This window comes from Domibacillus indicus (genome assembly GCF_000970685.1).
GTDB classification, from domain to species: domain Bacteria; phylum Bacillota; class Bacilli; order Bacillales; family Domibacillaceae; genus Domibacillus; species Domibacillus indicus.
Map to the genome: position 1 here is coordinate 1 of NZ_LAJB01000012.1, position 23225 is coordinate 23225.

Below are 23225 nucleotides of genomic sequence, written 5' to 3' on the forward strand. Positions count from 1 at the left end.
AGGCATCTTTTTTATTGATTGAATGAAGGACCTGCGGTACACACATACTTTCTAATGAGATGAATAAAATGAAAGGTCTTTTGAGGAGCAGAGTAAAAGCTGGGACGATTGCAGCTCCAGGGAAACAATGAGGGAGGTGAAGGGATGGAAGTGCTCAGGCAAATGCTGGCCCGCTTTTTCAGCGAGCGCTTTTATGACCAGGCAGCGCAGACTGCATACTATTTGTTATTGTCCGCTGTGCCGTTTATTATCTTTATGCTTTCCTTAATCAGCTTTTTTCCCATTAATCAAGCAGCTATCCTTGAGTTTGTCCGTCCTTATGCACCGGGTGAATCCTTTTCCCTGATTGAAAAAAACGTTAGAGCCGTTCTGTCGGCGGAGAAGGAAGAAATCCTGTCACTGAGCCTGGTGTCAACCTTCTGGCTGTCCTCAATGGCTGTACAGTCGCTTGGAAGATCACTGAATGATGCAAATGGTATTGCGAGGGACCTGCCGTTTTGGAAAGGCCTTTTGCGCGACTTCGGTGTTACGCTTATTTTCATGGTAATTGTACCAATGTCCCTTGTTATTCCGCTGGTAGAGAGGTTTTTAAGAGAGCTGATCGCAAAGTCGGATACAATTGAATATTGGGCCGGCTGGCTTGGCAGCTGGTCAGCTGCCCGCTGGGGGCTTGGAACATTATTTTTAGTGGCATTCTTTATCGCCTTTTATAAAATAGTGCCGAATGAGCGGCAGACTGTTCAATTTGTCCTGCCGGGTGCGCTGTTTGCTTCGCTCGGCTGGCAGGTGGTCTCCTGGCTGTTTGGCACGTATGCCTCCATGTTCAGCTACACCCGCTTATACGGGCAGCTGTCAGGGATTATCGTTCTCGTCCTCTGGTTTTATTTAACAGCGGTTGTGATTTTGCTTGGCGGGCTGCTCAATGCGGAAAATGCCCGCCGCTAGAAGGTTCCTAATAAGTATGGAGTCTTCTTTTTTTACAGTCGATTCAATTTTTCGTTCATTCGGCGAGCTTCTCTTTTAAAGTAAAAGTAAAAGCTGAGCCAGATAATCACGTAAATCAGCAAAAAGACAAGAACAGCGAACAGAGCGCTTTGAAGATTAAAAGGAACCCAGCCAATGGTGAAGGCCAGAACGAAATACGGACAGGCAGCGGCGAAGAAGTGCAGGGCGGTCTGCTGGATAAGCCGAAGAGACTGAATTTCAAAGAAAAGAGGAGTCACAGCAAAAAGCCAGCCGCAAAGCATAAAGCCAATCGCATTTTTTACGAAAAGACTGCCATTTAAGCTTTCCTGTCCCGTCCAAACGGCTGCAAAGACAGCAAGCGTCATCAAGAAGGCTCCGAAAAAAACGCCGGCTGCGCCTTGTAATAGAAATCGTTTCATTTGTTTTTCCCCCTATTCAGGTTAAGCGCTTCTTTAATATGGCTGACGTAATGGCGGGAGACATATTCTTTAGCGCCCGATTTAAAGTAAACACAAAGTGTTCCATTAAAAGAAGCTTCAAAGCGGCTTAGCTCGTGCAAATTGGCAATCACCGATTTTGACAGGCGGACAAATCTTGAAGCCGGCAGCATTTTCTCAAGCTCATACAGCTTTTCTTTTAATTTAAAGGCCCCCTCATCTGTTACTGCGATTACCGATTCTTCCGCGGTGTGAAAATAGTGAATGGACGCCGGCTTTAAAATATGCTGCATGTCGCCATTTCTGCCAACGAGAAACTCTGTTTCCCGTCCTTTCAAAAAATCCAGAATCTCCTTAATATCTTCATCGATTTCCCTGCAGTGAATCGTTACTTTTGTTTGCTCGTGGTCACTGTCAATATCAAGCGATACTTTCACAAACAAAACCTCCTTGCCGAATAGTGTTATACAAGTTGAATAAGTGATTTCACATATTATTTTACACTTTTTTCCGGCCAGGCAGAGACAGAATAATACACGATCCAACAAAAACAAAGCTCAAAAAAGAAACGGCTGTCCAGGTGCTGCTGTTCCAGGCAAGCTGCCCGTTCCAGACATCAATAAATAAATGGTTCATATGATACATTGGGTTTGCCCTGGCTGCAGCCTGCACAAAATCAGGCATCATGTTAACCGGAAAAGAAAAGTCGCCGGTTATCATTACAACTTGAAAACAAATAATGGAAAACACGAGAGCGCTCTTCATATTTTTGAAAAACGAGTAAACAGCAGAAGCAGCAGTCATCATAACAGCGTTGAGCAGCAAAAACAGCGTATATGCAACAGCAAGCTGTACAGGCTTCAAGGATAAGTCATAAAGGAAAAAACCGATCGCATGAATGAACAGAAAGCCAAAGCTTGTAATGATAATCGATTTTAAAACACTGGATATAAGCAGGGTTTTAGACGAAACCGGTGAAAGCAGAATGCGCTTCTCCACTCCCTCCGACCGGCTGGCAACCTGGTCGAATCCAAAAGCGAAAAAAATAACGGTGAATGCAATCAGCAGCACAAAGGATGGCGTGGCCATATCTGCATAAGACAGACCGGAATAAGTGCTTTCTTTAAAGAGCTGGCCTAAAAAAATATAGGTTGCCGGCGGAACGAGCAGTGAAAACACCACATAGAAGATTTCCCGGAAAAACATCAGCAAATCATATTTAAGCTGGGTGGCAATCATGACACACTCTCCTCTGAAGAAGGCACATTTTGAAGGTAATAATCATTCATCGACTGATAACCGGAAGCGATGATCCGCCTCACTGTATCAAATTGCTTTGTCCGTCCATTCTCAATCAGCATCACCTTGTCGCAAAAGCGCTCTACTTCATCCATTGAATGGGTGGTAAGAATAACCGTTCCTCCTGCTTTCTGATTATAATGCTGAATATACGCCCAGAGTGTCTGGCGCATATGCGGATCAAGACCGGTTGTCGGTTCATCAAGAATGAGCAGCTTCGGTTTGGACAAAAAAGCAATGGCGAGGCTTACTTTTTGTTTCCAGCCGCCCGACAATTTTTCAAAATATGTTTTTCGGTGAGAAGCAAGGCTAAAGTCTGCAATCATCTGCTCGATGCTTACATCGGATTGATAATACGCTTTAAATAAGCGGAGCAGCTCTTCTACCTTTAGTGATTTATAAAACTGTGTCGGCTGAAGGACAGCGGAAATATTTCTGCGAAGCTCATCTAAAGCGGCGCCGTGCGCTTCTTCAATATTTTTGCCGAACAGCCGCACTTTCCCCTGATCAAAGGATTTCAACGTCATAATGATTTCAAGAAAAGTTGATTTGCCGGCGCCATTTTTTCCGATCACGCCAATAATTTCCCCGGCGTGTGCCTCAAAATGGATGCCTTTTAATACGTGGCGGTTTCCATACGATTTATGAAGGTTCTGCACTTCCACAACGTTCATTGTTTCTCCCCCGTTTCTCTTGATACGTACAGTATAAAAGAGAAACAAACGGCCGGCATTCAAATCCCGCTAACATGCAAAGGATGAACGGTCACCGGCCGGGAAGAAAAGGTAACCTGCATTACGAATTGTCACTTAAAAAAGACAGGCACGTTAAATAATGCGTATTCAAGTAGTCCTGCTTTGTTAAACCTGCTGCCTGGGAAAATCCTTCGTCAAGCAGCTCTTCAAACTCCTCCTCCGTTTCAAAGAAGTGGACAAGCAGCGCCGAGTTTGCCTCCATTGGCAGTGCCAGGCCAATTACATGGGTATATTCGCTTTGAATGCGAAGCTTATTTCCGTTGCTCCAGCCGGTAAATGTGTTTTCTGCAGTCCGGCTCCCGGCAAAAACAAATGGCTGCTTCCATTGTTCCAGTATGTTTTGAATAACAGGTTTCACTGTAAGAGCGAGCTGTTCTTCGATATAATGGAGCCACAAAGAATAGTCTTGAAGCATCGCGTGCCATTCATCAATGGCTGCTTCCACTGCGTCGTGTGTCACATATGTACTTAAAAGCGGAATCCATGTACGGTAGAGCTGTTCCAGTTTATGCTGGTCTGCGTGCTGTTCAATAAAGCCTGGAAATCCGCCGAGAATCGCAGCCAGCTCACGTTTATGAAGAGAAGCAGCTGTCAATATCAAAACCCCCTTTTTAAACTGATTATACGGGAGAGGATGAGAAAGATGGGCAAAAAAATTCTTTATATTGCGGCGAGTCTGGACGGGTACATTGCAGGAGAAGACGGCTCGGTGGGCTGGCTGGATGAAGTGGAAGGAGACGGAGGAGATAATGGCTATCAGGCTTTCTATGAAACCATTGATTCGCTTCTTATGGGACGCAGCACCTATGAAAAAGTAATGGAGCTGACCGATGATTTTCCTTATTCCGGGAAGAAGTGCTACGTGCTGTCGAAGAAGTTAAAAGGCCAGACCGAGCATGTCACGTTTACGAATGAACCGCTCCAGGAAGTGCTGGCACGGGCAGAGGGAAACGTCTGGATTGTCGGCGGGGGCAAGGTAGTCAAAGACTGTCTTGCCTATAATTTGCTTGATGATGTGTATATTACAGTCATTCCCAAAGTATTGGGCGGCGGTATACCTTTGTTTCCCATAGGAACGAAAGCAGATCTTTCACTCGTCAGTGCAGAAAAAATCGGCGATATGGTATCCATTCACTATAAGCGAAAGGACTGACACAATGGCGAAAAAGTGGCTGGCCGCGCTTGTATTGCTGGCAGGATGCGGAGCGCAGGAATCGGAGCAAAAAGAACAGGCAGCGGAAGAAGAAAGAATTGAGGCAGAAGCGCAGGGTTTACATGTTCCATGGTCGATTGAGCAGGCTCAGGATGTATTTTATATTTCCGAAAGGCCGGGAACGATTGCCCGGGTGGAAAATGGACAAGTAGAGCATCAGCAGGTGAATTTGAATGCGCCGCTATCCGAAACGGCAGAAACCGGCCTGCTCGGGTTTGTGCTGAAGCCTGACTTTAGTGAGTCAAAGGAAGCGTATGCTTACTATACGTATGACAAAGACGGAAAGCCGTATAACCGGATTGTCGTGCTGAAGCTGGAGGGCTCACAGTGGGATGAAACAAAAATTGTTCTTGATGGCATTGAATCCGGAAATGTCCACCACGGCGGCCGTCTGGAATTTGGACCGGACGGAGCGTTATATGCCGCGATTGGCGATGCCTCCAATCCACAAGCTGCCCAGGACCCTGAATCATTAAATGGAAAAATAATTCGAATTGCTGAATCAGGAGAAGCCGCTGTTTACAGTCTGGGCCACCGGAATCCGCAGGGCATTGCCTGGTCGGATGACGGGGTAATGTATGCCTCCGAGCATGGGCAGTCGGCAAATGATGAAATCAATTTTATTGAAGAAGGCAGCAACTACGGCTGGCCGCTGATTGAAGGAACGGAAGAAGCAGAAGGGCTGCAGGCTCCGCTTGTGACATCAGGGAGTGATGAAACGTGGGCCCCGTCCGGCATGGTCTGGCATAAGGGTAAATTGTATGCCGCTTCTCTCCGTGGAGAATCCATTTTGGAAATTGATCCTGAAACAGGTGAGACCGCCCAAAAAGTAGAAGGCCATGGACGTATTCGGGATGTTTTTTCTGATGGCAGGAGCTTATATTTTGTCACCAATAATACAGACGGACGTGGAACCCCTGCAGAACGCGATGACAAGCTGTACCGGATTTTAAATTAAAGCCGCTCTTTGCAAAACAAGCATAATTCAGGCCGCAGGCAGATTAGTTGCGGCTCTTCTTATTTCCTCCTACTCTAAAGAAAAGGAGTGGAGAACGATGAAAGTAGAAATTTGGTCTGACTTTGCATGCCCGTTTTGTTATATAGGCAAGCGCCGGTTTGAGCAGGCGGCTGCACAGTTTGATGGAAATATAAAAGCAGAATTCCGCAGTTTTGAGCTTGATCCACAGGCCCCGCGCAAATCAGAAGAAAACGTGCACAGCGCACTGGCGAAAAAATACGGTATGACACGGGAAAAAGCAAAAGCCATGAATGACCAGCTGGCCGAGCAGGCAAAAGAAGCCGGCTTAGAATACAACATGGACACATTGATTTTAGCGAATACACATGATGCCCACCGCCTGGCTCATTTTGCCAGGGAAACAGGAAAAATGAATGAATTTACCGAGCGGGTCTTCAAAGCCTATTTTACAGAATCCGGGCATATCGCAGATTTTGATTTACTGTCACAGCTGGCAGAAGAAACGGGGCTGGACAAAGAAGAAGCGATGGATGTCTTGAAAAGCAGCAAATACAGCAGCCGCGTCCGGGACGATCAGGAAGAAGCCCGCGAGATTGGAATAGAGGGGGTACCGTTTTTTGTGTTTAACGAAAAATATGCAGTCTCGGGTGCCCAGTCTGTCGAAGCGTTTAAACAAGTACTGGAAAAAGTCGCTGCGGACGAGCGGGTAATCGCTGAAAAAACAGAATGGTGCGATGGAGACGGCTGTTGACAGTGAAGATTGAATATGGTAAAAAAGTAGTAAGCGTTTCCAAAAAGAACGAAAATCAGGATTGTTACTGGTAGGCAGGCAAAACCTGAATTTGTGCTGGATGTGTATTTCCGGTGGACAAATTCGGGTTTTTTTGTTTCCAATAAGGCGGAGGTGTGATGGAAGCAGATGGAGATTAAGAAGGTATTTAATAATAATGTCGTGCTCACTCAAAATAACAAAGGGCAGGAAATGGTCGTCATGGGGCGCGGGCTCGCGTTTCAAAAAAAAGCCGGTGAAATGGTCGAGCCTGATAAAGTAGAAAAAACATTTGTTCTCGACAACCGGGGAGTATCCGACAAAATTGGCGAGCTTTTGCGGGAAGTGCCGGAAGAGTATTTAGCCATTGCAGACCGGATTATTTCAATGGCAAAAAACAAACTCGGCTCCGGCATGGACGATTACGTATACGTAGCGCTGATGGATCACATCAGCTTTGCGGTTACACGCCACAAGCAGGGAATGGTATTGCGTAACGCCCTTATTTGGGAAATAAAAAAATATTATCAAGAAGAATTTCAAATCGGGCTGCGGGCGCTCGATGTAATTGAAGAAGTTGCAGGCATCCGGATGGAAGAAGATGAAGCGGCGTCCATTGCCCTTCATCTCGTCAACAGCCGGGTATCCGGTGAAGGGCTGGATTCAGCCGTTCAAATTGTCAAGGTCGTTAATGATACGCTGAACATTGTAAAATATCATTATAAGATGGAGCTTGACGAAACATCTATCAATTACGAGAGATTCCTAACACATCTGCGCTTCTTTGCTATCCGCCTTGTCCGCCGTGAAAAGACAGAAGCAGTGCCCGGTGATGATTTCATGTTTACGCAGGTACAGGCCCGGTATCCTGAAGCATTCGCCTGCAGTGAAAAAGTGGCAGCCTATGTGGAAAAAACATTTAACTGGCCGGTGTCAAACGATGAAAAAGTATATTTGACGATTCATATCCATCGTGTTACTTCAAGGCAGGAGCTAAACCGGCAGGGCTAGTTTAAAGCTCAAACAAGCCGGGCGCAATGGAGCGTGCACAGTGAATTCCGCTCGCTGTTGCGCCGATTGTGCCGCCGCCGGGAAAAATTGAATCGCCGCACACCCAGAGATTTGGCAGGCCGGTACGGTGCGATAAGGAGCCGAACAGTGCGTGGCCGGCTGTCTGCGGGAAGCCGCCGACAAATCCGCCTGGCCGAAGTGTATACCGTTCCCAAGCTTTTGGTGCACCCGTTTCGGCAGCTAAAATGGCTTTTCGAAAATTCGGGTAAACTGTTTCAATAAGGGAAAGCATTTTTTCTGTTAAAGCAGGCTTATACGCATCATATTGTTTTTTTGATGACCAGCAGTCCGGCGAGGAATGAGTCGAAACAGTCATGGTCCGTTTTCCTTCCGGCGCACGCAGCCGGTCATCCGGCGCGGAGACGGACATAAACAAGTGACTGCCCTCGCTCATCGAATCGGCTGATATTTGCTGGAACAGCGGGAATGATAGAGGGAGATCCGCATTATTAAGCGTCAGGTACAAAGTATGCGTCACCCATGTAGGCGTGCCTGCCATCACCCGATGCTTTCCGGACAGTTCCGGAGTGAGTGATGGAAGCTGCTGAATCGCGCCGTTAAAAATAATATGTTCTGCGTGGTATTCATTGCCGCGCTGATCGACAGCGGTCCAGCCGCTGTTTCTTTTTATGGAAACAATTCTCCGGTTTTTCTTTACAGCACCGCCGTTTTCCCTGATTGATTCGGCCAGCACTTCCGCTGCGCGGTACAAGCCGCCTTCCACGTAATAAGCCCCCTCATGATAAATATCAAGGGCTGTTGCAGCCATTAAATAAGAAACATGGCGCGACGTTGTCTGCATGCTGTCAATCAGCTGGCCGTCAAGCAGGCGGACAAACGCTGTTTCTTTCTCAAGGCCATGGGCACATAGCCGGTCCATCAATGTTTTTCGGCCAAAAGGAGCAAGCTTGATATGTTCAGGGCGGAGAGAAGAGAAAAGATAAGCCCACTCGCCGGCGGTTTTCGGCGGCAGAGCAGGGAGCGGCTTCATCAGCCTGCGGATCGAAGCCGCAATTGCCCGCAGCTCGCTGTAAAAAGCGCGAATTCGGCTCGCTGCGTGCGGAAAGCAGTCACAAAGAGAAGCAAGGTGCTTTTCGCGATCGCGGTAATAAGGAATCGACCCGCTCGGAAAATGAATGGTCATTACCTCATCGAGCAGGCGCACCGGCACTTTTTTGCCAAGAAGCCGGAGTACCCGTTCGTGGAGGCCGCCCCGCTCAAACCCCATACCAAGTGTGGCTCCGACAGGAAACAGTGTGTCCCGGCGCCGGAACTTTCCAGCGCAGCCGCCCCACTCCGAGGATGCCTCCACTAATGTGACGTCATGCCCGGTTTTTGCCAAAAGCGCTGCGGCTGTTAATCCGCCAAAGCCGCCGCCGATAATAAGTGTATGCAAAAAAATCACCTCTTTCTCCATTGTGAAAAAAAGAGAAGACAGATGCAATTTTAAACTTTTTGAGAGGAAGACGATTAGATGAAATATGCGCTGCTGGGAGACCTGCATTCCAGTGTAAAAGATACAAAAGCGGTGCTCGCCCATATCAGCCAATGCGTGCCTGATGCAAAAATAATCGGGCTTGGTGATTTATATGAGTGTAATATTGGAAAGCGAAAAGCGGAGACAATCCGGGATATACCAATGAAAAAAGCAGCGCGTATGCCGAAGGAGTTTGCGCCGCTTCTCACTTTTCCATCAGTGAGAGGCAATCAGGAAGAGCGGATTATGCTTGTGACCGGGCGTGATGACTTTAAACAGCTTCCCGAGAAAATAATTATTGACGGAGCTGTTATTATGCATGGCCATCAATGGAGGTGGACAAAGGACTGGCTGCCGGTTCTGCCCAAAACGGATCCACCGCTTCTGTTTTTCGGACACAGTCATGAGGCAGGACTGTACAGGAAAAAGAAACGGCTGCCATTTGTATATGGCGAGCCGGTTTTCTTAAAGAAGAAGCGATATGGCATTAATGCCGGCGCTGTCTGGGGCTCACGCGAATGGGTCCTGTATGACTCCGATGCAAAAACGGTTACCTTTATGAAGGTGGATTAAACACCGATAAAAAACAAAACGAGCGGGATTGTCGCAATGCTCAAAATGGTGGTAATCAGCGTAGTGAACGAGACAAGATCCGGCTCCGTTCCGAATTGAATGGCAAACATGGTGGTATTGGCGGCTGCCGGCATTGCTGCGAGCAGAATCATAACGTCCCTTAGTAAATCGTTGACCGGGATAAACGAGACAATAAGAACCGCCAGAAGCGGCGATACAGCCATCCGAATAATAGAAACGGCATGAACATATTTGTATTCAACCCGCTTTGTGGCAATGACTGCCAGCTGCATGCCGAGTACAATCATAACCGTTGGAATGGACGCATCCGCAACAAGGCCAATCGCATCCATAAAGGTCGGCGGAATTCGGACATGAAGCAGCTGCAGGGCAATGCCAAGAATGGCGCCATGCAGAACCGGCATCCGGACAACGCGCTGCAGGGACTGCTTGAGAGTTGTTTCTTCCTCACCGCCGAATGACGCCGCAAACAAGCCAATTGTATTCATTAAAAATGCCTGGAATACCATAATAATAACGGCATAGTCAAAACCGGCTGCACCAAAAGCAAAGAGCACGACAGGAGCTCCGTAATTACCGCTGTTCATAAACACGCCGCCGAGAATCATTGCGGCCATTTTCTGCCGGGATGCTTTCATAAATGTGCCGGTAATCAGCACAACAATAATTAAGGCAAGCGATAAAATCAGGCAGAAAAGGGTTATGTATAAATATTCCATTGTTAACTCGTTTGTATAAAATGTGCGAAAGGCAAGAAAAGGCGACATTAAATAAAGGGCGGCCATTGAAATAGATCTGATCTCGAACCCGATCAGTTTTTGTCCTATGTAACCAGTGAAAAAAATAAGAAAGGCCGGCAAAACAATCATTAATAAATCCAAAGAAGTTTCATCTCCATTTCATCTCCTTTCTTATCATATCAAAACTTTTAAAAGCAAAATAGCCGGATTTCCATAGACTGCTGCAGGCGAATCGGCTGTCTTCATGTATAAGACAAAATGCTGTTTTTCATAAGCAGAAATAAAGCAGATGAAAAACCGGCTGGCAAACCGTTTGGCTGCATTCGAAAAGGGTAAAGAAGAACTCGTCAGCAATCGAGCCGGCGGGCTTTTTTTTATGTCCGTAAACGTCTATAATGGGGGCATTGATAACGAATGGGGTGATGCGGATGGATGCCTTGCTTGAAAAACAGTATGACATCATGGACGTCAGCCTGCTCGCGGGAAAAATTATGTTAGAGAGCGGAGCAGAAACCTACCGGGTGGAGGATACGATGATGCGGATTGCGCTGTCGTACGGCATTGAAGAGTCGCACAGCTTTGTGACACCGACAGGCATTATGTTTTCCATTGAAACGGATGAACCGACGAAAACAAAGCTAATGAGAATTTCCAGCCGGACAACAGATTTATATAAAGTAAGTGCAGTTAACGCCATTTCACGAAGAATCAGCGCAGGAGAGCTGACTGTTTCTCAAGCATATAAAGAACTGAAGGCGATTCAAAAAGCGCCCATGTTTTTTTCATTCCTGATGCAGATAGCAGCGGCGGCTTCCACAAGCGGCTGTTTTGTCATTTTACTGAAAGGTTCATGGGACAATGTTCTTCCTGCTATGCTGGCAGGAGCGCTTGCCTACTTTCTCGTTTTAAAAGTAGCAGACATTGTACCCACCATGTTTTTCTCGGATTTTATTGCTGCCCTTGCCGGCGGGGGGGCCGCTTATTTGCTTTTTCGCATGGGCCTTGGCAGTGATCTTGACCGGATCATTGTCGGAACGCTGATCCCGCTTGTACCGGGGTTGCTTATTACCAATGCGGTTCGGGATTTAATGGCCGGCCACTTTCTTTCCGGACTGGCGAAAGGAGCGGAGGCCCTGTTGACGGCGCTGGCTATTGGAACAGGGATTGCCGTTGTGATGACGCTGATTTAAGGAGGTGTGAGCTTGACCATTTTAACCAATATGCTGTTTAGCTTTCTGGCTGCGGCAAGCTTCGGCATTATGTTTAATGTGCCAAAAAGCCTGCTGTTTAAGTGCGGAACGGTCGGAATGGCCGGCTGGATGGTGTACTACTTTTTATCGGAGAACAAAATAGACCCGCTCCCATCAACCGTGGCAGCCGCTTTTACGATTGCCTTGATTGGCCACGTTTACGCAAGGGTGTATAAAACACCAGTCATTATTTTTACAATCGCGGGTATTATTCCGCTTGTTCCCGGAGGTACGGCTTACCGCGCCATGCGCTCATTTGTCCAGAACGATTATAATACCGCGATCAATCTCGCAGCAAAAGCGTTTATGATTTCAGGGTCTATTGCACTCGGGCTGATTTTATCGGACGTTTTTTATCAATTGATTCTCCGAAGAAAACCAGCTGTAACAAAAGCGTCTGCAAGAAAATAAGCAGGCAAAGAAAGAAGGGGCATTTTGCAAAGAATAAAGCCATATATTTTGCTGATTTTCGTGATGATGATCTGGGGCTTTAATGTTCCGCTCATTAAAATGCTGGTCGGCACATTTGAGCCGGTAACAATTACCGCCTTTCGAATTTTTATCGCTTCACTTGTTGTGTTCTTAATTTTAGGGAGAATGGGAAAGGTGCACTGGCCGGCGATTTATCATTGGAAGTTTATTTTAGGCGGGGGCCTGTTTAACGTCTTTTTTCATCATTTATTTTTAGGGCTTGGTGCCGCTGGAACAAGTGCTGTACATACAGGAATCATTCTTGGACTTGGACCTATTTTAACGGCGATAATGTCTGTCATTTTCTTCCGCCGGGGGCTTTCTTTTCTACGGGTTCTCGGGATCGCCACAGGCACTGCCGGTGTGCTTGTGACGGTGCTCGGCGGAGGTGGCGGAGTAAGCGGGTTTGTTCTCGGTGACTTGTATATCTTTTTATCCATTACTGCCCAGGCATTCAGCTTTATCCTCGTAAGCCGGGCAGGCCGGGATATGGACCCGCTGCTGTTAACAGGCTACATGCAGCTGTTTGGCTCACTCGGGCTGCTGGTTACCAGCTTTCTCCTGGAACCGGCAGGGCTTGCCTCGCTTGCAAACGTAAACGTTACGATGATCGTTGTGTTTCTGCTGTCAGCTGTCGGTGCGACCGCTGTCGGCCACTTAGTATACAACAACACGATTACAAAAATCGGGCCTGCGGAAGCGGCAATTTTCTTAAACTTAAACACCTTTTTCTCGATCGTCGGTTCAGCGGTCATTCTCGGTGAACCGATTTATTATTATCACTGGCTGGGCCTTCTGCTCATTGTACCCGGTGTTTTAATGGGATCGGGAGCATTGGAGGAAATGATTCGAAAGCGGCGGAAGTCCGTGGCAGAGGTAAATAAATAAACAACATGAAGCCGGGCTAAAAAAGTCCGGCTTCATGCTGTTGGAAAAGAAATTTATTAATCTGGAGAACTTAAACTTAATAAGAGGCATAAACGCAGTACCATTCCTTGAATAAAAGAATGGGAATGGCGCCGGCTCCACGTAATGGTTGTGCAGAGCGTGGTGAAGCGTTTACAATGAAAGTATTACACTGCCGCTGGAAAACAGGGGCCTCTTATTTTCTAACCGCCGCAGAGTTTAATCTTGACTCTGTGGCAACAGTCCCTTTTGTATCCCGGGGAAAGGAACGGAAACCATGCCCCACAAAAAAAGCGCGAAGAACATGAGCCCGAAGGAACTGGAGAAAGAACTTGAATTCCTCGGGATAGAAAATGTCTGCTGAAAAAAGTTGAATGCCTTAGTTCAGGAACGAGAAGCTGCCGAAAAAAAAAGACAAAGTCCAGGCCGCCACCGCTGCTATGATAACTGTTTATACTTTTTCAGCTTTTTGGCACTCAGCCGCTGTTTCAAGATATGGAAGCCTTGAAAAATGAAAGGGAGCAAATAAGACGTGAGAGGAGCCAGAGCGTTGAGCGGAATACTGATCAATGAAGTTAAAACATCTAAAAAAGCGATTGCCATTACGTTTGATGATGGCCCGAACCCCGTCTACACACCGCAGGTACTTGAGATTTTTTCAGAACATGGAAGCAAAGCGACCTTTTTTATGATCGGAGAGCAAATAAATGCGCATCCGGATATGGCCAGGAGAGCCGCTGAACAAGGACATGAGATCGGGAACCATACCTATTCACATGCAAAGCTGTCCGAATTGAACCGGCAGGATTGTGTCAAGGAAATCGCGAGAAATGAAGTTATTACAGAGAAGATAACCGGGCAAAAGCCGGTTGTGTTCCGGCCTCCCTACCTTGATTATAGCGAAGAAACCGAATCGGTTATTCAAGAAAAGGGCTATCCAATGATTGGTGCGCTTAACCTTGGGGCTCGTGATTGGGAACAGCCTGGAGCTGATTTTATATTCAACGAAACGGTAAAGTGGGCAGGAAATGGCAGCATCCTCATTTTTCACGATGGATACGGGGACCGTTCTCAAACGATCGAAGCTGTCCGGAAGCTGGTTCCCGAGCTGAAAGCGCAAAACTACGAACTTGTTACAGTGAGCGAGCTGCTGCGGCTGTCCGGCTGTTAGCCAGGCTGCAGCAATACCAGAAAAAGAAAAAGACTGCCCTTTAATCAGGCAGTCTTTTTCTGTTATCCGGCTATGAATACAGCCTGTCCTTTTTCAAAGGCTGGTCGGCTCTTGCTTTCATATGGCTGGTCACAGCCGGAATTTTTATCACTGCTCTTCCAATTGTTGAAGCGAGAAGGGCAAAGAAACAATAGTCGCCGATTTGGCGGACTTTTTTGTGTTATTTTAAAAAAACGGGGAAATAAGAAAAGAAAGCGATATTAATGGAAGAAGCCAGGTGTTAAGATTTAATTATCTTTATGCAGGAGGGATCTTTATGAAAAAAGAAATGATTCTGCATTCGTTTGACGGAACCGAGCTGTATGTGCAAAGGGATGCACCTCGGAATCCGCATGCAGTGATCGTTATTGTCCATGGGCTCGGTGAGCATTCAGGCCGGTATGAGTATGTCACAGAAAAACTGAACGGGTATGGATACGCTGTTTACCGCTTTGATAACCGGGGACATGGAAAATCCGGCGGGGCAAGGGGCTATATAGAGGATGCCTCCAAGTTCGTTGATGATGCCCACAAAGTGGTCAGGACAGCCCAGCATAACTATCCGGGTTTGCCGCTTTTTATGCTTGGCCATAGTATGGGCGGCTTTATTGCAGCAGCGTACGGTGTCCAGCATAAAGATACGCTCGCCGGTCAAATTTTTTCCGGCCCGGTCATTCAGGAACTGCCGGCTTTTGAAGATTTGAAGCAGCTTGATATGGAAAAAGAAGCATTGACCCGGATTCCTAATGGACTTTCTCACTTGATCTGCCGAAGCCAGGCTATCGTCGAAGACTATGAAAATGACCCGTACAATTTAAAAGAATTCACAGTGCAGCTGTTAACGTCCGTTTTCCATGAAGGTGTACAGAAGCTGCTGAAAAAACTTCCTCTATACACATATCCTTGTTTCATTCTTCACGGCGAAAATGACCAGATCGTTCCTGCTGATTCAGGAAGGTATTTATACGAGCGCATTTCATCTGAAGACAAATCCATCTGTATAATCCCGCAGCTGTATCACGAAATTCTAAATGAAGAAAAAGAAAAAGACGAAATTTTACAGGAAATCTACGAGTGGATTGAAGAGAGGGCCTAGACATTATGCTTTTGCAGGCGGAATAGCCATTATAAAGCGGAGACTATTCTGCCTACAATGTTTTTGCCGTTCCGCACTGTTTTTCTTTTAAAAGAGGGCAGTATGAACACTTTTCACAGCCAGGCACTTCTTTATATAAACAGCACGTAAGCCGGCTGAAGTTTGCCATTGCTTCTTCAGGCGTCCGATTCTGCAGAAATCGTTCGTACTGCTTTAAAAGCGGCAAATCCCTTGTATCCTTCACTATATGCACATACATCCAAAGTACGTAGCCGAAAATGTTTTCACGTGAAATAACCGCGGGCAGCCTGGCGTTTTTCGCCAGCAGCTTAACAACAGGATCAACAAGCCGCGCTGCTATTTTTTCGGCTCCTTCTTCTCCGCACTTCTCCCATTTTTGATGAGACAGCTGAAACAAAATCGGCCAAGCCTCTCCTTCGCCTATTACAACCTCTATCTCATCGGGCGTTCCTGTCCAAATGCGCCTTTCAGCTGAAAAAACCGCTAAATGGCCGGCGATAAACAAACCATAGCGGCGCATAAACATAGAAGCCGCCACAGGAAGAGAGTCAGTGCCCAGTCCTTTTTTGACGGACGCTGCCAGTATATCAATATCTTTTGTCCAGGAAAAAACCGTTCCGGCCGGGATTTTTCCTTCCGTAAACGTAAACATTGTTAAATCCATTTCAATCACCACCACCTGGTTCCATTATAAGTGAAAATGATTATCACAATCAACATGAGTGCCAGGCCGTGTCTTGCCGGATTTTTTGTGGATATGATGTAAGAGAGAGCGGGGGTGAGAAAAAATGAAAAAGCGTGACTGCGGATGCGGCTGCAAAAAACAGGAGGGCTTTAACCCGGGGCGGAAAAACAGCAAGAAAAAAACAGCCGCAAGCTCGGCACCCCGGCCTTTAAAAAGAAAAGTATAACAAAATCATAGGGTATCAGTTCCCGCCTTTTCCAAGCAGCAGGGGACTGATACCTTTTTTGTCAAGAGCATTAGTCAGGTTAAGTGGAGTTATTTTCCAATGAGCAGATAAAAGTATGCATTTTTAATGGATAGAAAGAATCCGCCCCGGGTCTTTTAAATGGTAATATAGAGGAAAAGAGAGAAACAGGGTGAGCTTGTGGGAAATTTTATTGAAAATCTGCAAGGATCTTTATATAAAGGATTCATCAATCAGCATGAAGCAAAGCCGGGCAATTTTAAGCCACAGCTTTTGATCAATAACGGAAAACAAAGTGAAAATGTTCTTACAACTATTTTAGAAGAATTGGATAAAAGCTATTCCTTTCTGTTTTCCGTTGCTTTTATTACCGAAAGCGGGTTAGCCACGTTAAAGTCAAAGCTGCTTGATTTAAAACAAAAAGGCATACGCGGACGAATTTTAACGTCCACTTTTCTGAATTTCAACCAGCCAAAAGTATTTAGCGAGCTTATGAAAATTGAAAACGTAGAAGTTCGCATGACAAATGTAAAAGGATTTCATGCGAAAGGATATATTTTTGATCACGGAAACTCTTTTTCACTCATTGTCGGCAGCTCGAACTTAACAGCCCATGCATTAAAAGTGAATTATGAATGGAATGTGAAGCTCACTTCTCACGAAAACGGAGAAATTGTCCACCATTTCAAAGATCAATTTGAAGACGTATGGGAAAAAGCTGAGATTTTAACACAGGACTGGATTGATCGTTATGAGGCTGCCTATCGTGCAACAAAAGAACAGCGGATGATGCAGCAAGTCATCGAGCCTCCAACGAATTATGAAACAAATTCTCTTCAAAAGGCTCTGGCAATTACGCCGAACAAAATGCAGGAAACCGCTCTTCAGCAAATCCAGGCGCTTCGTGATGCGGGAAAACAAAAAGGACTGGTTATTTCTGCAACAGGTACAGGGAAAACCTATTTATCAGCATTTGATGTGCGTGCATTTCGTCCAAAGCGTATGTTATTTATCGTACACCGTGAACAAATCCTGCAAAAAGCTATGAATGATTTTAAAAGGGTTTTAGGCGGAAGTGAAGAAGACTTTGGTATTCTATCTGGAACATCCAAACAGGCTGAGGCCCGTTATTTATTCGCAACCATTCAAACAATCTCAAAACAAGAAGTGCTGCCGCAGTTTGCTATAGATGCGTTTGACTATATTTTGATCGATGAAGTACATAAAGCAGGGGCAGAGTCTTATCTGCGTGTGATCCATCACTTTAAACCGGCCTTTTTAATGGGTATGACGGCAACGCCGGAGCGGACAGATGACTTCAATATTTATGAATTGTTTGATTACAACATAGCTTATGAAATTCGACTGCAAGAAGCACTGGAAGAAGATATGCTTTGTCCTTTTCATTACTTTGGAGTAACAGACCTGGAAATTGACGGAGAGCTTATTAATGAAACTGTGGCGTTTACCCGGCTTGTTTCCGATAGTCGAATTGATCATATTCTTGATAAGATTCAATACTATGGATTTTCTGGACAGACGGTAAAAGGACTTATGTTTTGCAGCCGAAAAGATGAAGCAAAAGAGTTATCGGCTAAATTAAATGAGCGCGGATACCGCACAGCCGCTCTAACAGGAGACAATAGCCAGGAGCAGCGTCTTCACCGGGTAGAAGAGCTTGAAAATGGAGAGCTGGACTATCTTCTAACAGTTGATATTTTCAACGAGGGAATTGATATTCCCTGTATCAATCAAGTTGTCATGCTTCGGCAAACCCAATCGAGCATTGTGTTTATTCAGCAGCTTGGCCGCGGTTTGCGCAAGCATAATTCAAAAGATTTTGTGACCAGTATCGATTTTATCGGAAACTATAAAAATAACTATATGATCCCGGTTGCACTCTCCGGAGATCAGTCACAAAATAAAGATAACATTCGACGAAAAACAGCCGAGACAAATTATATTAGCGGCGTTTCAACGATCAACTTTGAGGAAGTTGCAAAAAAACAAATTTTCAAGGCGATCAACAATAGTACGTTAAATACCGCGAAGCTTTTAAAAGATGCCTTTGTAAATTTAAAAAACAAAATTGGACGTATGCCGCTTTTACATGATTTCATCACAAATCATTCAATTGATCCTGTTGTTGTTGCAGAAAAAAGCAATAATTACTATCAATTTTTAATGAACATAAAGGAAAAGGTGCCTGGCCTGACAGGATATGAACAGCAAGTATTAACAATGCTGTCTGCGGAAATACTGGGCGGAAAACGGCGCCATGAAATTATTTTGTTAAAGCAGCTGCTTCAAGAGAACCAAATTCATAAAGAGTCATATATAAATAACCTGAGTGAAAACGGCTGTTTGTTGGATGAGCAAACGACCGAATCGGTTCAACGTATTTTTGATTTATCTTTCTTTAATCAAAATACGCGTAAAAAATACGGAGATGAGCCTATTATTATTTTCGAAAATAATATATACCATTGGAACGAAAAAGTTCGGAATAGCTTTTCACAAAATTTATTTTTTAAAATGCTTGTAGAAGACGTAGTCCAGACGGCAGATGAGAAAAACAAAAACTATCAATGTGACCAATCGCTGACGCTGTATCAAAAATATTCGCGGAAGGATGTGTGCAAGCTGCTAAATTGGAAAAGCGATGAAAGCTCAACGATTTACGGGTACAAAACGAAGTATGAAACGTGTCCGATTTTTATCACGTACCATAAAAATGACCAGGTAGAATCCAGTGTGAATTATGAAGATGAATTGATTAATCCTGAATTGCTGAAATGGTTTACGCGCAGCAAAAGAACGCTGCAGTCTGAAGAAGTCAGAAAGATTATCGAGGCAGAGGCAAACGGCATTGACATTCATATTTTTATGAAAAAAGACAATGATGAAGGAACCGATTTTTATTATTTAGGCAAAGCTCTGCCTGATCAGGAAACGGTTGAACAAGCTTCAATGCAAGATAAAAATCAAAAAGAGATCCCGGTCGTCCATATGAATATGATAATGGAACAGCCGATTGAGCATTCTCTTTATCACTACTTAACCGAAGGAGCCAATTAAGATGAAAAAAACAGTTCGGGTTGTAGGAGCAGTAATTGAGAATAGTAAGAAAGAAATTCTATGTGCCCTGCGTTCTCCAAGCATGACATTGCCGAATTTGTGGGAATTTCCTGGAGGGAAAATTGAAGCCGGTGAAACACCGGAACAAAGCTTAAAAAGAGAAGTTCGGGAAGAGCTAGCCTGTGAAATTGAAGTGGGAAGCAAAATCGAAGAAGTGATCCATGAATATGAAGCCGTTATTGTAAATCTCTTAACATACCGTTCTCAAATTACGGCAGGTACACCGGTAGCAGAAGAGCATGCCGAACTCCGCTGGGTTTCACGCAGTCAACTGGAAAGCTTGGAATGGGCGCCTGCTGATATTCCTACAATTGACCGACTTATCAATGAGTAGGAGATCCATGGAGTTGCCTTTAAGCTGAATTCATTATGTAAAGAAATTGTCGAGCCGGAAGAAGGAAAGCAATAAACCCTGGATAGAGGAAGCGCAGACGATATGCCATATTTATGGATAGTTCTGTGTGTCCTTTATTAAAAAGGTGTAAAACAAACCGTTTTCTTATACTTTTATCTTTTATGAGAGTTCCCTTACGTAAACTCAATTACTAATTTTTTAAGTATTATTTCCCTTTTATAATTATCTGAATATTTACAATTGCATTCTTTAAACCATGTTATAATTAACCCAATAAAAAAGCCAAGAAAGCGTGCAGGCGCTGTTTTCAAGCGGAAGGCTGCACTAGAAGGCATGGTTTGTATTGTCAAAGAAGGAGGGACATCATGGAAGTATTTAAAGAGGAGCCGATTACAGAACATCTATACGCAGACGCGGTTTCGACAGATGAAATGGCGTCTATTCTTAATTTACATACGTGGATGATTAAAACGCTTGCAAGCGGTAATTCTCTGAATGCGACGATGAGAGCATTGACAGTGAAGCTTGAAGAGCATTTTAAGCGAAAAACGTACTGTTCTCTTTTAATGCTGAATGAAGAGAATAGGCTGTCTATAGAATATGCACCGACTCTTCCTCATGAGTATCAGCAGGCGATTCACCTCGTTGAAGCAGGTCCGAAAGCCGGTTCATGCGGAACAGCCGCTTATCGAAAAGAAACCGTTATCTCACCAGATATAGAGAATGATCCGCTCTGGGAGGATTTTGGTGAAGAAGCTCTTCGCTTTGGACTGAAAGCCTGCTGGTCCAGCCCAATTATGATAGAAAACCAGGTTGTCGGCACATTTGCGGTTTACCATTCTGACATTTGCATGCCTGCTGCCCATGAAGTGGAAATGCTGGAAACATGTGCGAGCCTGGCGGGGCTTGCGATTGAGCGGGACCGGCGGATTAAGCTGGAGAAGCAGCTGCAGGAAAGCGAGCAGCGGTTTAAATCACTGTTTGATTATTATCCGGAATCCGTTTGTATATTTTCATTGGATGGACATTTTCTTGATTTTAATCAAGGATCAGGGCCTCTATCTGGAGATAACAGCGAATCACTGATTGGAAAGAGCTTTTTTTCGTTCATTGTTCCCGAAGAAAAAGAAAAAGTGTTAAGTCATTTTAATGAAGCGAAAAAAGGAAATATCCAGCATTTTGAGTGTGGATTAAAGCATAAAAAGGGCAATCCCATAACGATAAGCCAGACCTATGTCCCAATCATGGTGAATGGCAAAGTTTCAGGCATATATGGAATTGGCCGCGATATTACACGTGAGAAAGAATTAGAAGGTAAGCTGATTGCCGCTCATAATGAAATGGAACACCTTTTTAAAAATCATTCAGGCTTTATTTTTAAGTACAAGAAAGAAAATGGCGGCTTTATTCATACATTTGGAGAGGGGCAGCTGATGGAGCGGATAGGCTTCAAAAGAAGGGATGGTGTCGGGAAAACATTATATGAACTTTTGCCGGCCGGGCTCGCTGCCCAAAAAGAGCATTTCTATCAAATGGGGTGGGAGGGAAAAGAAGGGGTTTATGAAATAGAACTGAACGGCTTTCACTACAATGCCATGTTTAGCCCTGTTTTTCAAGACGGGAAAGTCGTTGAAGTTATCGTTACCTGCAATGATATTACGGAATTTAAAAAAACCCATGAAGAACTGCGGGAGACGAAGGAGCTGCTGGAGTCCTTTGTAAATAATACAGCGGATGCCATTGTGACGGTAAATGATCAAGGACGGATCACATATGTGAATCAGGCTTATATAGATTTATTTGGATGGCGGGAAGACGAACTGATAGGCAGTGAGATTCCGAATGTGCCAGACTACGACAGGGAAACATTCGCCCGTCTCACACGACTTGTTTTTTCCGAAAAAAGAGTAAGCCGGTTTGAGACAGAGCGGCTAAGCAAGGATGGAAGAATCATTCCCGTCAGTGTAACACGGTCGCCGTTAAAAGATAAAAACGGTGCAGTAACCGGGGCCTCCTCGATTATGCGGGATATTAGCGAACAGAAAAGAGCCGAACGAGAGCTTGAGGAAAGCAAACAGCGTTACGAGTCTCTTTTTCACCTCAATCCGGACATGGTATTCAGCATGGATGCAAATGGTTCCCTGCTGAATACGAACCTTTCGTTCCATAAAGTACTAGGCTATACGCCTGAGCAGGCGAAACGGAAAGGGTGGAAAATGCTTGTAGAAGAGCAGTCTGTTCACGAAGCGAAGCAGTATTTTAAAAGAGCCCTGCAGGGAACACCTCAAAACTATGAAACAGTCGGTATTCATCAAAACGGCCAGAAAGTGATGGTTCATGTAACGAATATGCCGATTGTGGTAGATGATCAAATTGTCGGTGTTTATGGTATTGCAAAAGATATCACGGAACAGAAGAAAACACAGCAGGAAATTCTTTCGTTAAAGCAAAAAATGGAACTGGTGCTGGATTCGATCGGGGACGGTATTTACGCAGTCGATGTAAATTGGGAACTCACGTTAATCAACCCGGCGGGCAGAAAAATGCTTGGTTATGACATCCAGGAGCTGTTGGGTAAAACGCCAAAAGATACGTTCAAGTATCCGTATGATCTTGAATGCTGTATGTCTTATCAAACATTGCTGGATGGGAAAACCCGCCATGTAACGGACGAAATCTTTTATAGAAAAGACGGTACGTGTTTCCCTGTTGAATACATTGCCTCTCCTATTTTAGAAAATGGAGAAATCAGGGGAGTAGTTATTGCCTTCCGGGATATTTCTGAGAAAAAAATGGCCGAAGAATACCTTTTAAAATCAGCGAAACTGGAGATGGCCGGGCAGCTTGCGGCGGGAGTTGCCCACGAAATCCGCAATCCGCTTACCTGCATTCAAGGATTTGTCCGGCTATTGGAAGAGACGACAAGGAGCGAATCTGACTACTTTCCCATTATAAGGTCGGAGTTTGAACGGGTTGAAGGGATTATCAGTGAGTTTCTGGCCCTGGCTAAACCCCAGGCATTAAACTTTCAAGAGAACAATATCGAGCTTATTTTAAAGCAGACCATTCACCTGATGACTGCCCAGGCTATTATGCATGATATTGAAATCGTTTCGGACATTGAGCCGGGTCTTCCCCTATTTCAAGGAGATAAACACCAGCTTAAACAGGTGTTTATTAATGTCATTAAAAATGCAATCGAGGCTAGTGTCTCGAAAGGAAGGCTGGCTGTTATCTGTAAAAAAACCGGTTCACATCTTCATATCGAATTCCGGGATCAAGGAGAGGGGATACCGCCGGAACGGCTCAAGCACCTTTTTGAACCCTTTTATTCTACCAAGGAAAAAGGAACAGGCCTGGGATTGATGGTCAGCTACAAAATTATTGAAGAACACAAAGGGACGATGAAAATTGAAAGTGAGGAAGGAAAAGGCACAACGGTTCATATTTTTCTTCCTGTTCAAAATCATTTATAACAAGGAGTAAAAGAAGGAATTACAAAGAGCTGCGTTGAAAACTATAATTGATGAAAGTTATATTGCAGGAAAC

Annotated in this window: 23 protein-coding genes; 15 read left to right on the forward strand and 8 right to left on the reverse strand. The window is 44.9% G+C overall.

The window, feature by feature from the left end:
• Window positions 1-144 precede the first annotated feature (144 nt).
• The gene (locus VP98_RS13590; protein ID WP_046175945.1) at window positions 145-945 is read left to right on the forward strand and encodes a YihY/virulence factor BrkB family protein; all 801 of its coding nucleotides are present in this window, start codon (window positions 145-147) and stop codon (window positions 943-945) included.
• A gap of 32 nt (window positions 946-977) precedes the next feature.
• On the opposite strand, the gene VP98_RS13595 is transcribed toward VP98_RS13590, so the two are convergent.
• From VP98_RS13595 to VP98_RS13615, 5 genes are all read right to left on the reverse strand, one after another.
• Window positions 978-1385 carry a DUF3021 domain-containing protein gene (locus VP98_RS13595; protein ID WP_046175946.1) on the reverse strand — a complete coding sequence of 136 codons (408 nt, stop codon included), beginning with the start codon at window positions 1383-1385 and terminating at the stop codon, window positions 978-980.
• Complete coding sequence (locus VP98_RS13600; protein ID WP_046175947.1) at window positions 1382-1840, reverse strand: LytTR family DNA-binding domain-containing protein; 459 nt, start codon at window positions 1838-1840, stop codon at window positions 1382-1384. The genes VP98_RS13595 and VP98_RS13600 overlap by 4 nt, the downstream gene beginning before the upstream one ends.
• A 61-nt stretch (window positions 1841-1901) precedes the next feature.
• Window positions 1902-2642 carry an ABC transporter permease gene (locus tag VP98_RS13605; protein ID WP_046175948.1) on the reverse strand — a complete coding sequence of 247 codons (741 nt, stop codon included), beginning with the start codon at window positions 2640-2642 and terminating at the stop codon, window positions 1902-1904.
• Complete coding sequence (locus VP98_RS13610; protein WP_046175949.1) at window positions 2639-3376, reverse strand: ABC transporter ATP-binding protein; 738 nt, start codon at window positions 3374-3376, stop codon at window positions 2639-2641. Before VP98_RS13610 ends, VP98_RS13605 begins: the two co-directional genes overlap by 4 nt.
• A gap of 121 nt (window positions 3377-3497) precedes the next feature.
• Window positions 3498-4052: a hypothetical protein gene (locus tag VP98_RS13615; RefSeq protein WP_046175950.1), complete on the reverse strand. Its 555-nt coding sequence runs from the start codon at window positions 4050-4052 to the stop codon at window positions 3498-3500.
• A 48-nt stretch (window positions 4053-4100) separates the two neighbouring features.
• Here VP98_RS13615 and VP98_RS13620 point away from each other — a divergent pair, with 48 nt between their 5' ends.
• From VP98_RS13620 to licT, 4 genes are all read left to right on the forward strand, one after another.
• Window positions 4101-4610 (forward strand): dihydrofolate reductase family protein, encoded by a 510-nt coding sequence (locus tag VP98_RS13620; protein ID WP_046175951.1) that lies wholly within the window; start codon window positions 4101-4103, stop codon window positions 4608-4610.
• 4 nt (window positions 4611-4614) lie between these two features.
• Window positions 4615-5628, forward strand: coding sequence for a PQQ-dependent sugar dehydrogenase (locus VP98_RS13625; protein ID WP_046175952.1), 1014 nt, complete (start codon window positions 4615-4617; stop codon window positions 5626-5628).
• A gap of 97 nt (window positions 5629-5725) precedes the next feature.
• On the forward strand, window positions 5726-6400 hold the full coding sequence (locus VP98_RS13630; protein WP_046175953.1) for a DsbA family oxidoreductase: 675 nt from the start codon (window positions 5726-5728) through the stop codon (window positions 6398-6400).
• A 168-nt stretch (window positions 6401-6568) separates the two neighbouring features.
• Window positions 6569-7429 carry a BglG family transcription antiterminator LicT gene (gene licT, locus VP98_RS13635; protein ID WP_046175954.1) on the forward strand — a complete coding sequence of 287 codons (861 nt, stop codon included), beginning with the start codon at window positions 6569-6571 and terminating at the stop codon, window positions 7427-7429.
• Window position 7430: 1 nt separating this feature from the next.
• On the opposite strand, the gene VP98_RS13640 is transcribed toward licT, so the two are convergent.
• Window positions 7431-8894 (reverse strand): FAD-dependent oxidoreductase, encoded by a 1464-nt coding sequence (locus VP98_RS13640; protein ID WP_231584184.1) that lies wholly within the window; start codon window positions 8892-8894, stop codon window positions 7431-7433.
• A gap of 69 nt (window positions 8895-8963) precedes the next feature.
• Between VP98_RS13640 and VP98_RS13645 the strand changes: the two genes are divergently transcribed.
• The gene (locus tag VP98_RS13645; protein ID WP_046175955.1) at window positions 8964-9539 is read left to right on the forward strand and encodes a metallophosphoesterase family protein; all 576 of its coding nucleotides are present in this window, start codon (window positions 8964-8966) and stop codon (window positions 9537-9539) included.
• On the opposite strand, the gene VP98_RS13650 is transcribed toward VP98_RS13645, so the two are convergent.
• Complete coding sequence (locus VP98_RS13650; RefSeq protein WP_046175956.1) at window positions 9536-10441, reverse strand: AEC family transporter; 906 nt, start codon at window positions 10439-10441, stop codon at window positions 9536-9538. The two genes, VP98_RS13645 and VP98_RS13650, sit on opposite strands and share 4 nt — an antisense overlap.
• A gap of 148 nt (window positions 10442-10589) precedes the next feature.
• Between VP98_RS13650 and VP98_RS18955 the strand changes: the two genes are divergently transcribed.
• The 6 genes from VP98_RS18955 (at window position 10590) to VP98_RS13680 (ending at window position 15233) form a co-directional block, all read left to right on the forward strand.
• Window positions 10590-10745 (forward strand): hypothetical protein, encoded by a 156-nt coding sequence (locus VP98_RS18955; RefSeq protein ID WP_156151396.1) that lies wholly within the window; start codon window positions 10590-10592, stop codon window positions 10743-10745.
• Window positions 10729-11490 (forward strand): threonine/serine exporter family protein, encoded by a 762-nt coding sequence (locus VP98_RS13655; protein WP_046175957.1) that lies wholly within the window; start codon window positions 10729-10731, stop codon window positions 11488-11490. Before VP98_RS18955 ends, VP98_RS13655 begins: the two co-directional genes overlap by 17 nt.
• A 12-nt stretch (window positions 11491-11502) precedes the next feature.
• Complete coding sequence (locus VP98_RS13660; protein ID WP_046175958.1) at window positions 11503-11961, forward strand: threonine/serine exporter family protein; 459 nt, start codon at window positions 11503-11505, stop codon at window positions 11959-11961.
• 24 nt (window positions 11962-11985) lie between these two features.
• Window positions 11986-12909 (forward strand): DMT family transporter, encoded by a 924-nt coding sequence (locus VP98_RS13665; RefSeq protein WP_046175959.1) that lies wholly within the window; start codon window positions 11986-11988, stop codon window positions 12907-12909.
• A gap of 568 nt (window positions 12910-13477) precedes the next feature.
• A complete protein-coding gene (locus VP98_RS13675; RefSeq protein WP_046175961.1) occupies window positions 13478-14098 on the forward strand; it encodes a polysaccharide deacetylase family protein in 621 nt (206 codons plus the stop codon).
• Window positions 14099-14414: 316 nt separating this feature from the next.
• Window positions 14415-15233, forward strand: coding sequence for an alpha/beta hydrolase (locus tag VP98_RS13680; protein ID WP_046175962.1), 819 nt, complete (start codon window positions 14415-14417; stop codon window positions 15231-15233).
• 52 nt (window positions 15234-15285) lie between these two features.
• Here the strand turns inward: VP98_RS13680 and VP98_RS13685 are convergent, their stop codons facing one another.
• A complete protein-coding gene (locus VP98_RS13685; RefSeq protein ID WP_046175963.1) occupies window positions 15286-15918 on the reverse strand; it encodes a hypothetical protein in 633 nt (210 codons plus the stop codon).
• Window positions 15919-16363: 445 nt separating this feature from the next.
• Between VP98_RS13685 and VP98_RS13690 the strand changes: the two genes are divergently transcribed.
• The 3 genes from VP98_RS13690 to VP98_RS18340 all read left to right on the forward strand — a co-directional run bounded on the left by VP98_RS13690 (window position 16364) and on the right by VP98_RS18340 (window position 23152).
• Window positions 16364-19261: a DUF3427 domain-containing protein gene (locus VP98_RS13690; RefSeq protein WP_046175964.1), complete on the forward strand. Its 2898-nt coding sequence runs from the start codon at window positions 16364-16366 to the stop codon at window positions 19259-19261.
• Between the two features lies 1 nt (window position 19262).
• Window positions 19263-19655 carry a (deoxy)nucleoside triphosphate pyrophosphohydrolase gene (locus VP98_RS13695; protein WP_046175965.1) on the forward strand — a complete coding sequence of 131 codons (393 nt, stop codon included), beginning with the start codon at window positions 19263-19265 and terminating at the stop codon, window positions 19653-19655.
• Window positions 19656-20041: 386 nt separating this feature from the next.
• Complete coding sequence (locus VP98_RS18340) at window positions 20042-23152, forward strand: PAS domain S-box protein (RefSeq protein ID WP_052712247.1); 3111 nt, start codon at window positions 20042-20044, stop codon at window positions 23150-23152.
• The last annotated feature ends 73 nt before the right edge of the window (window positions 23153-23225 follow it).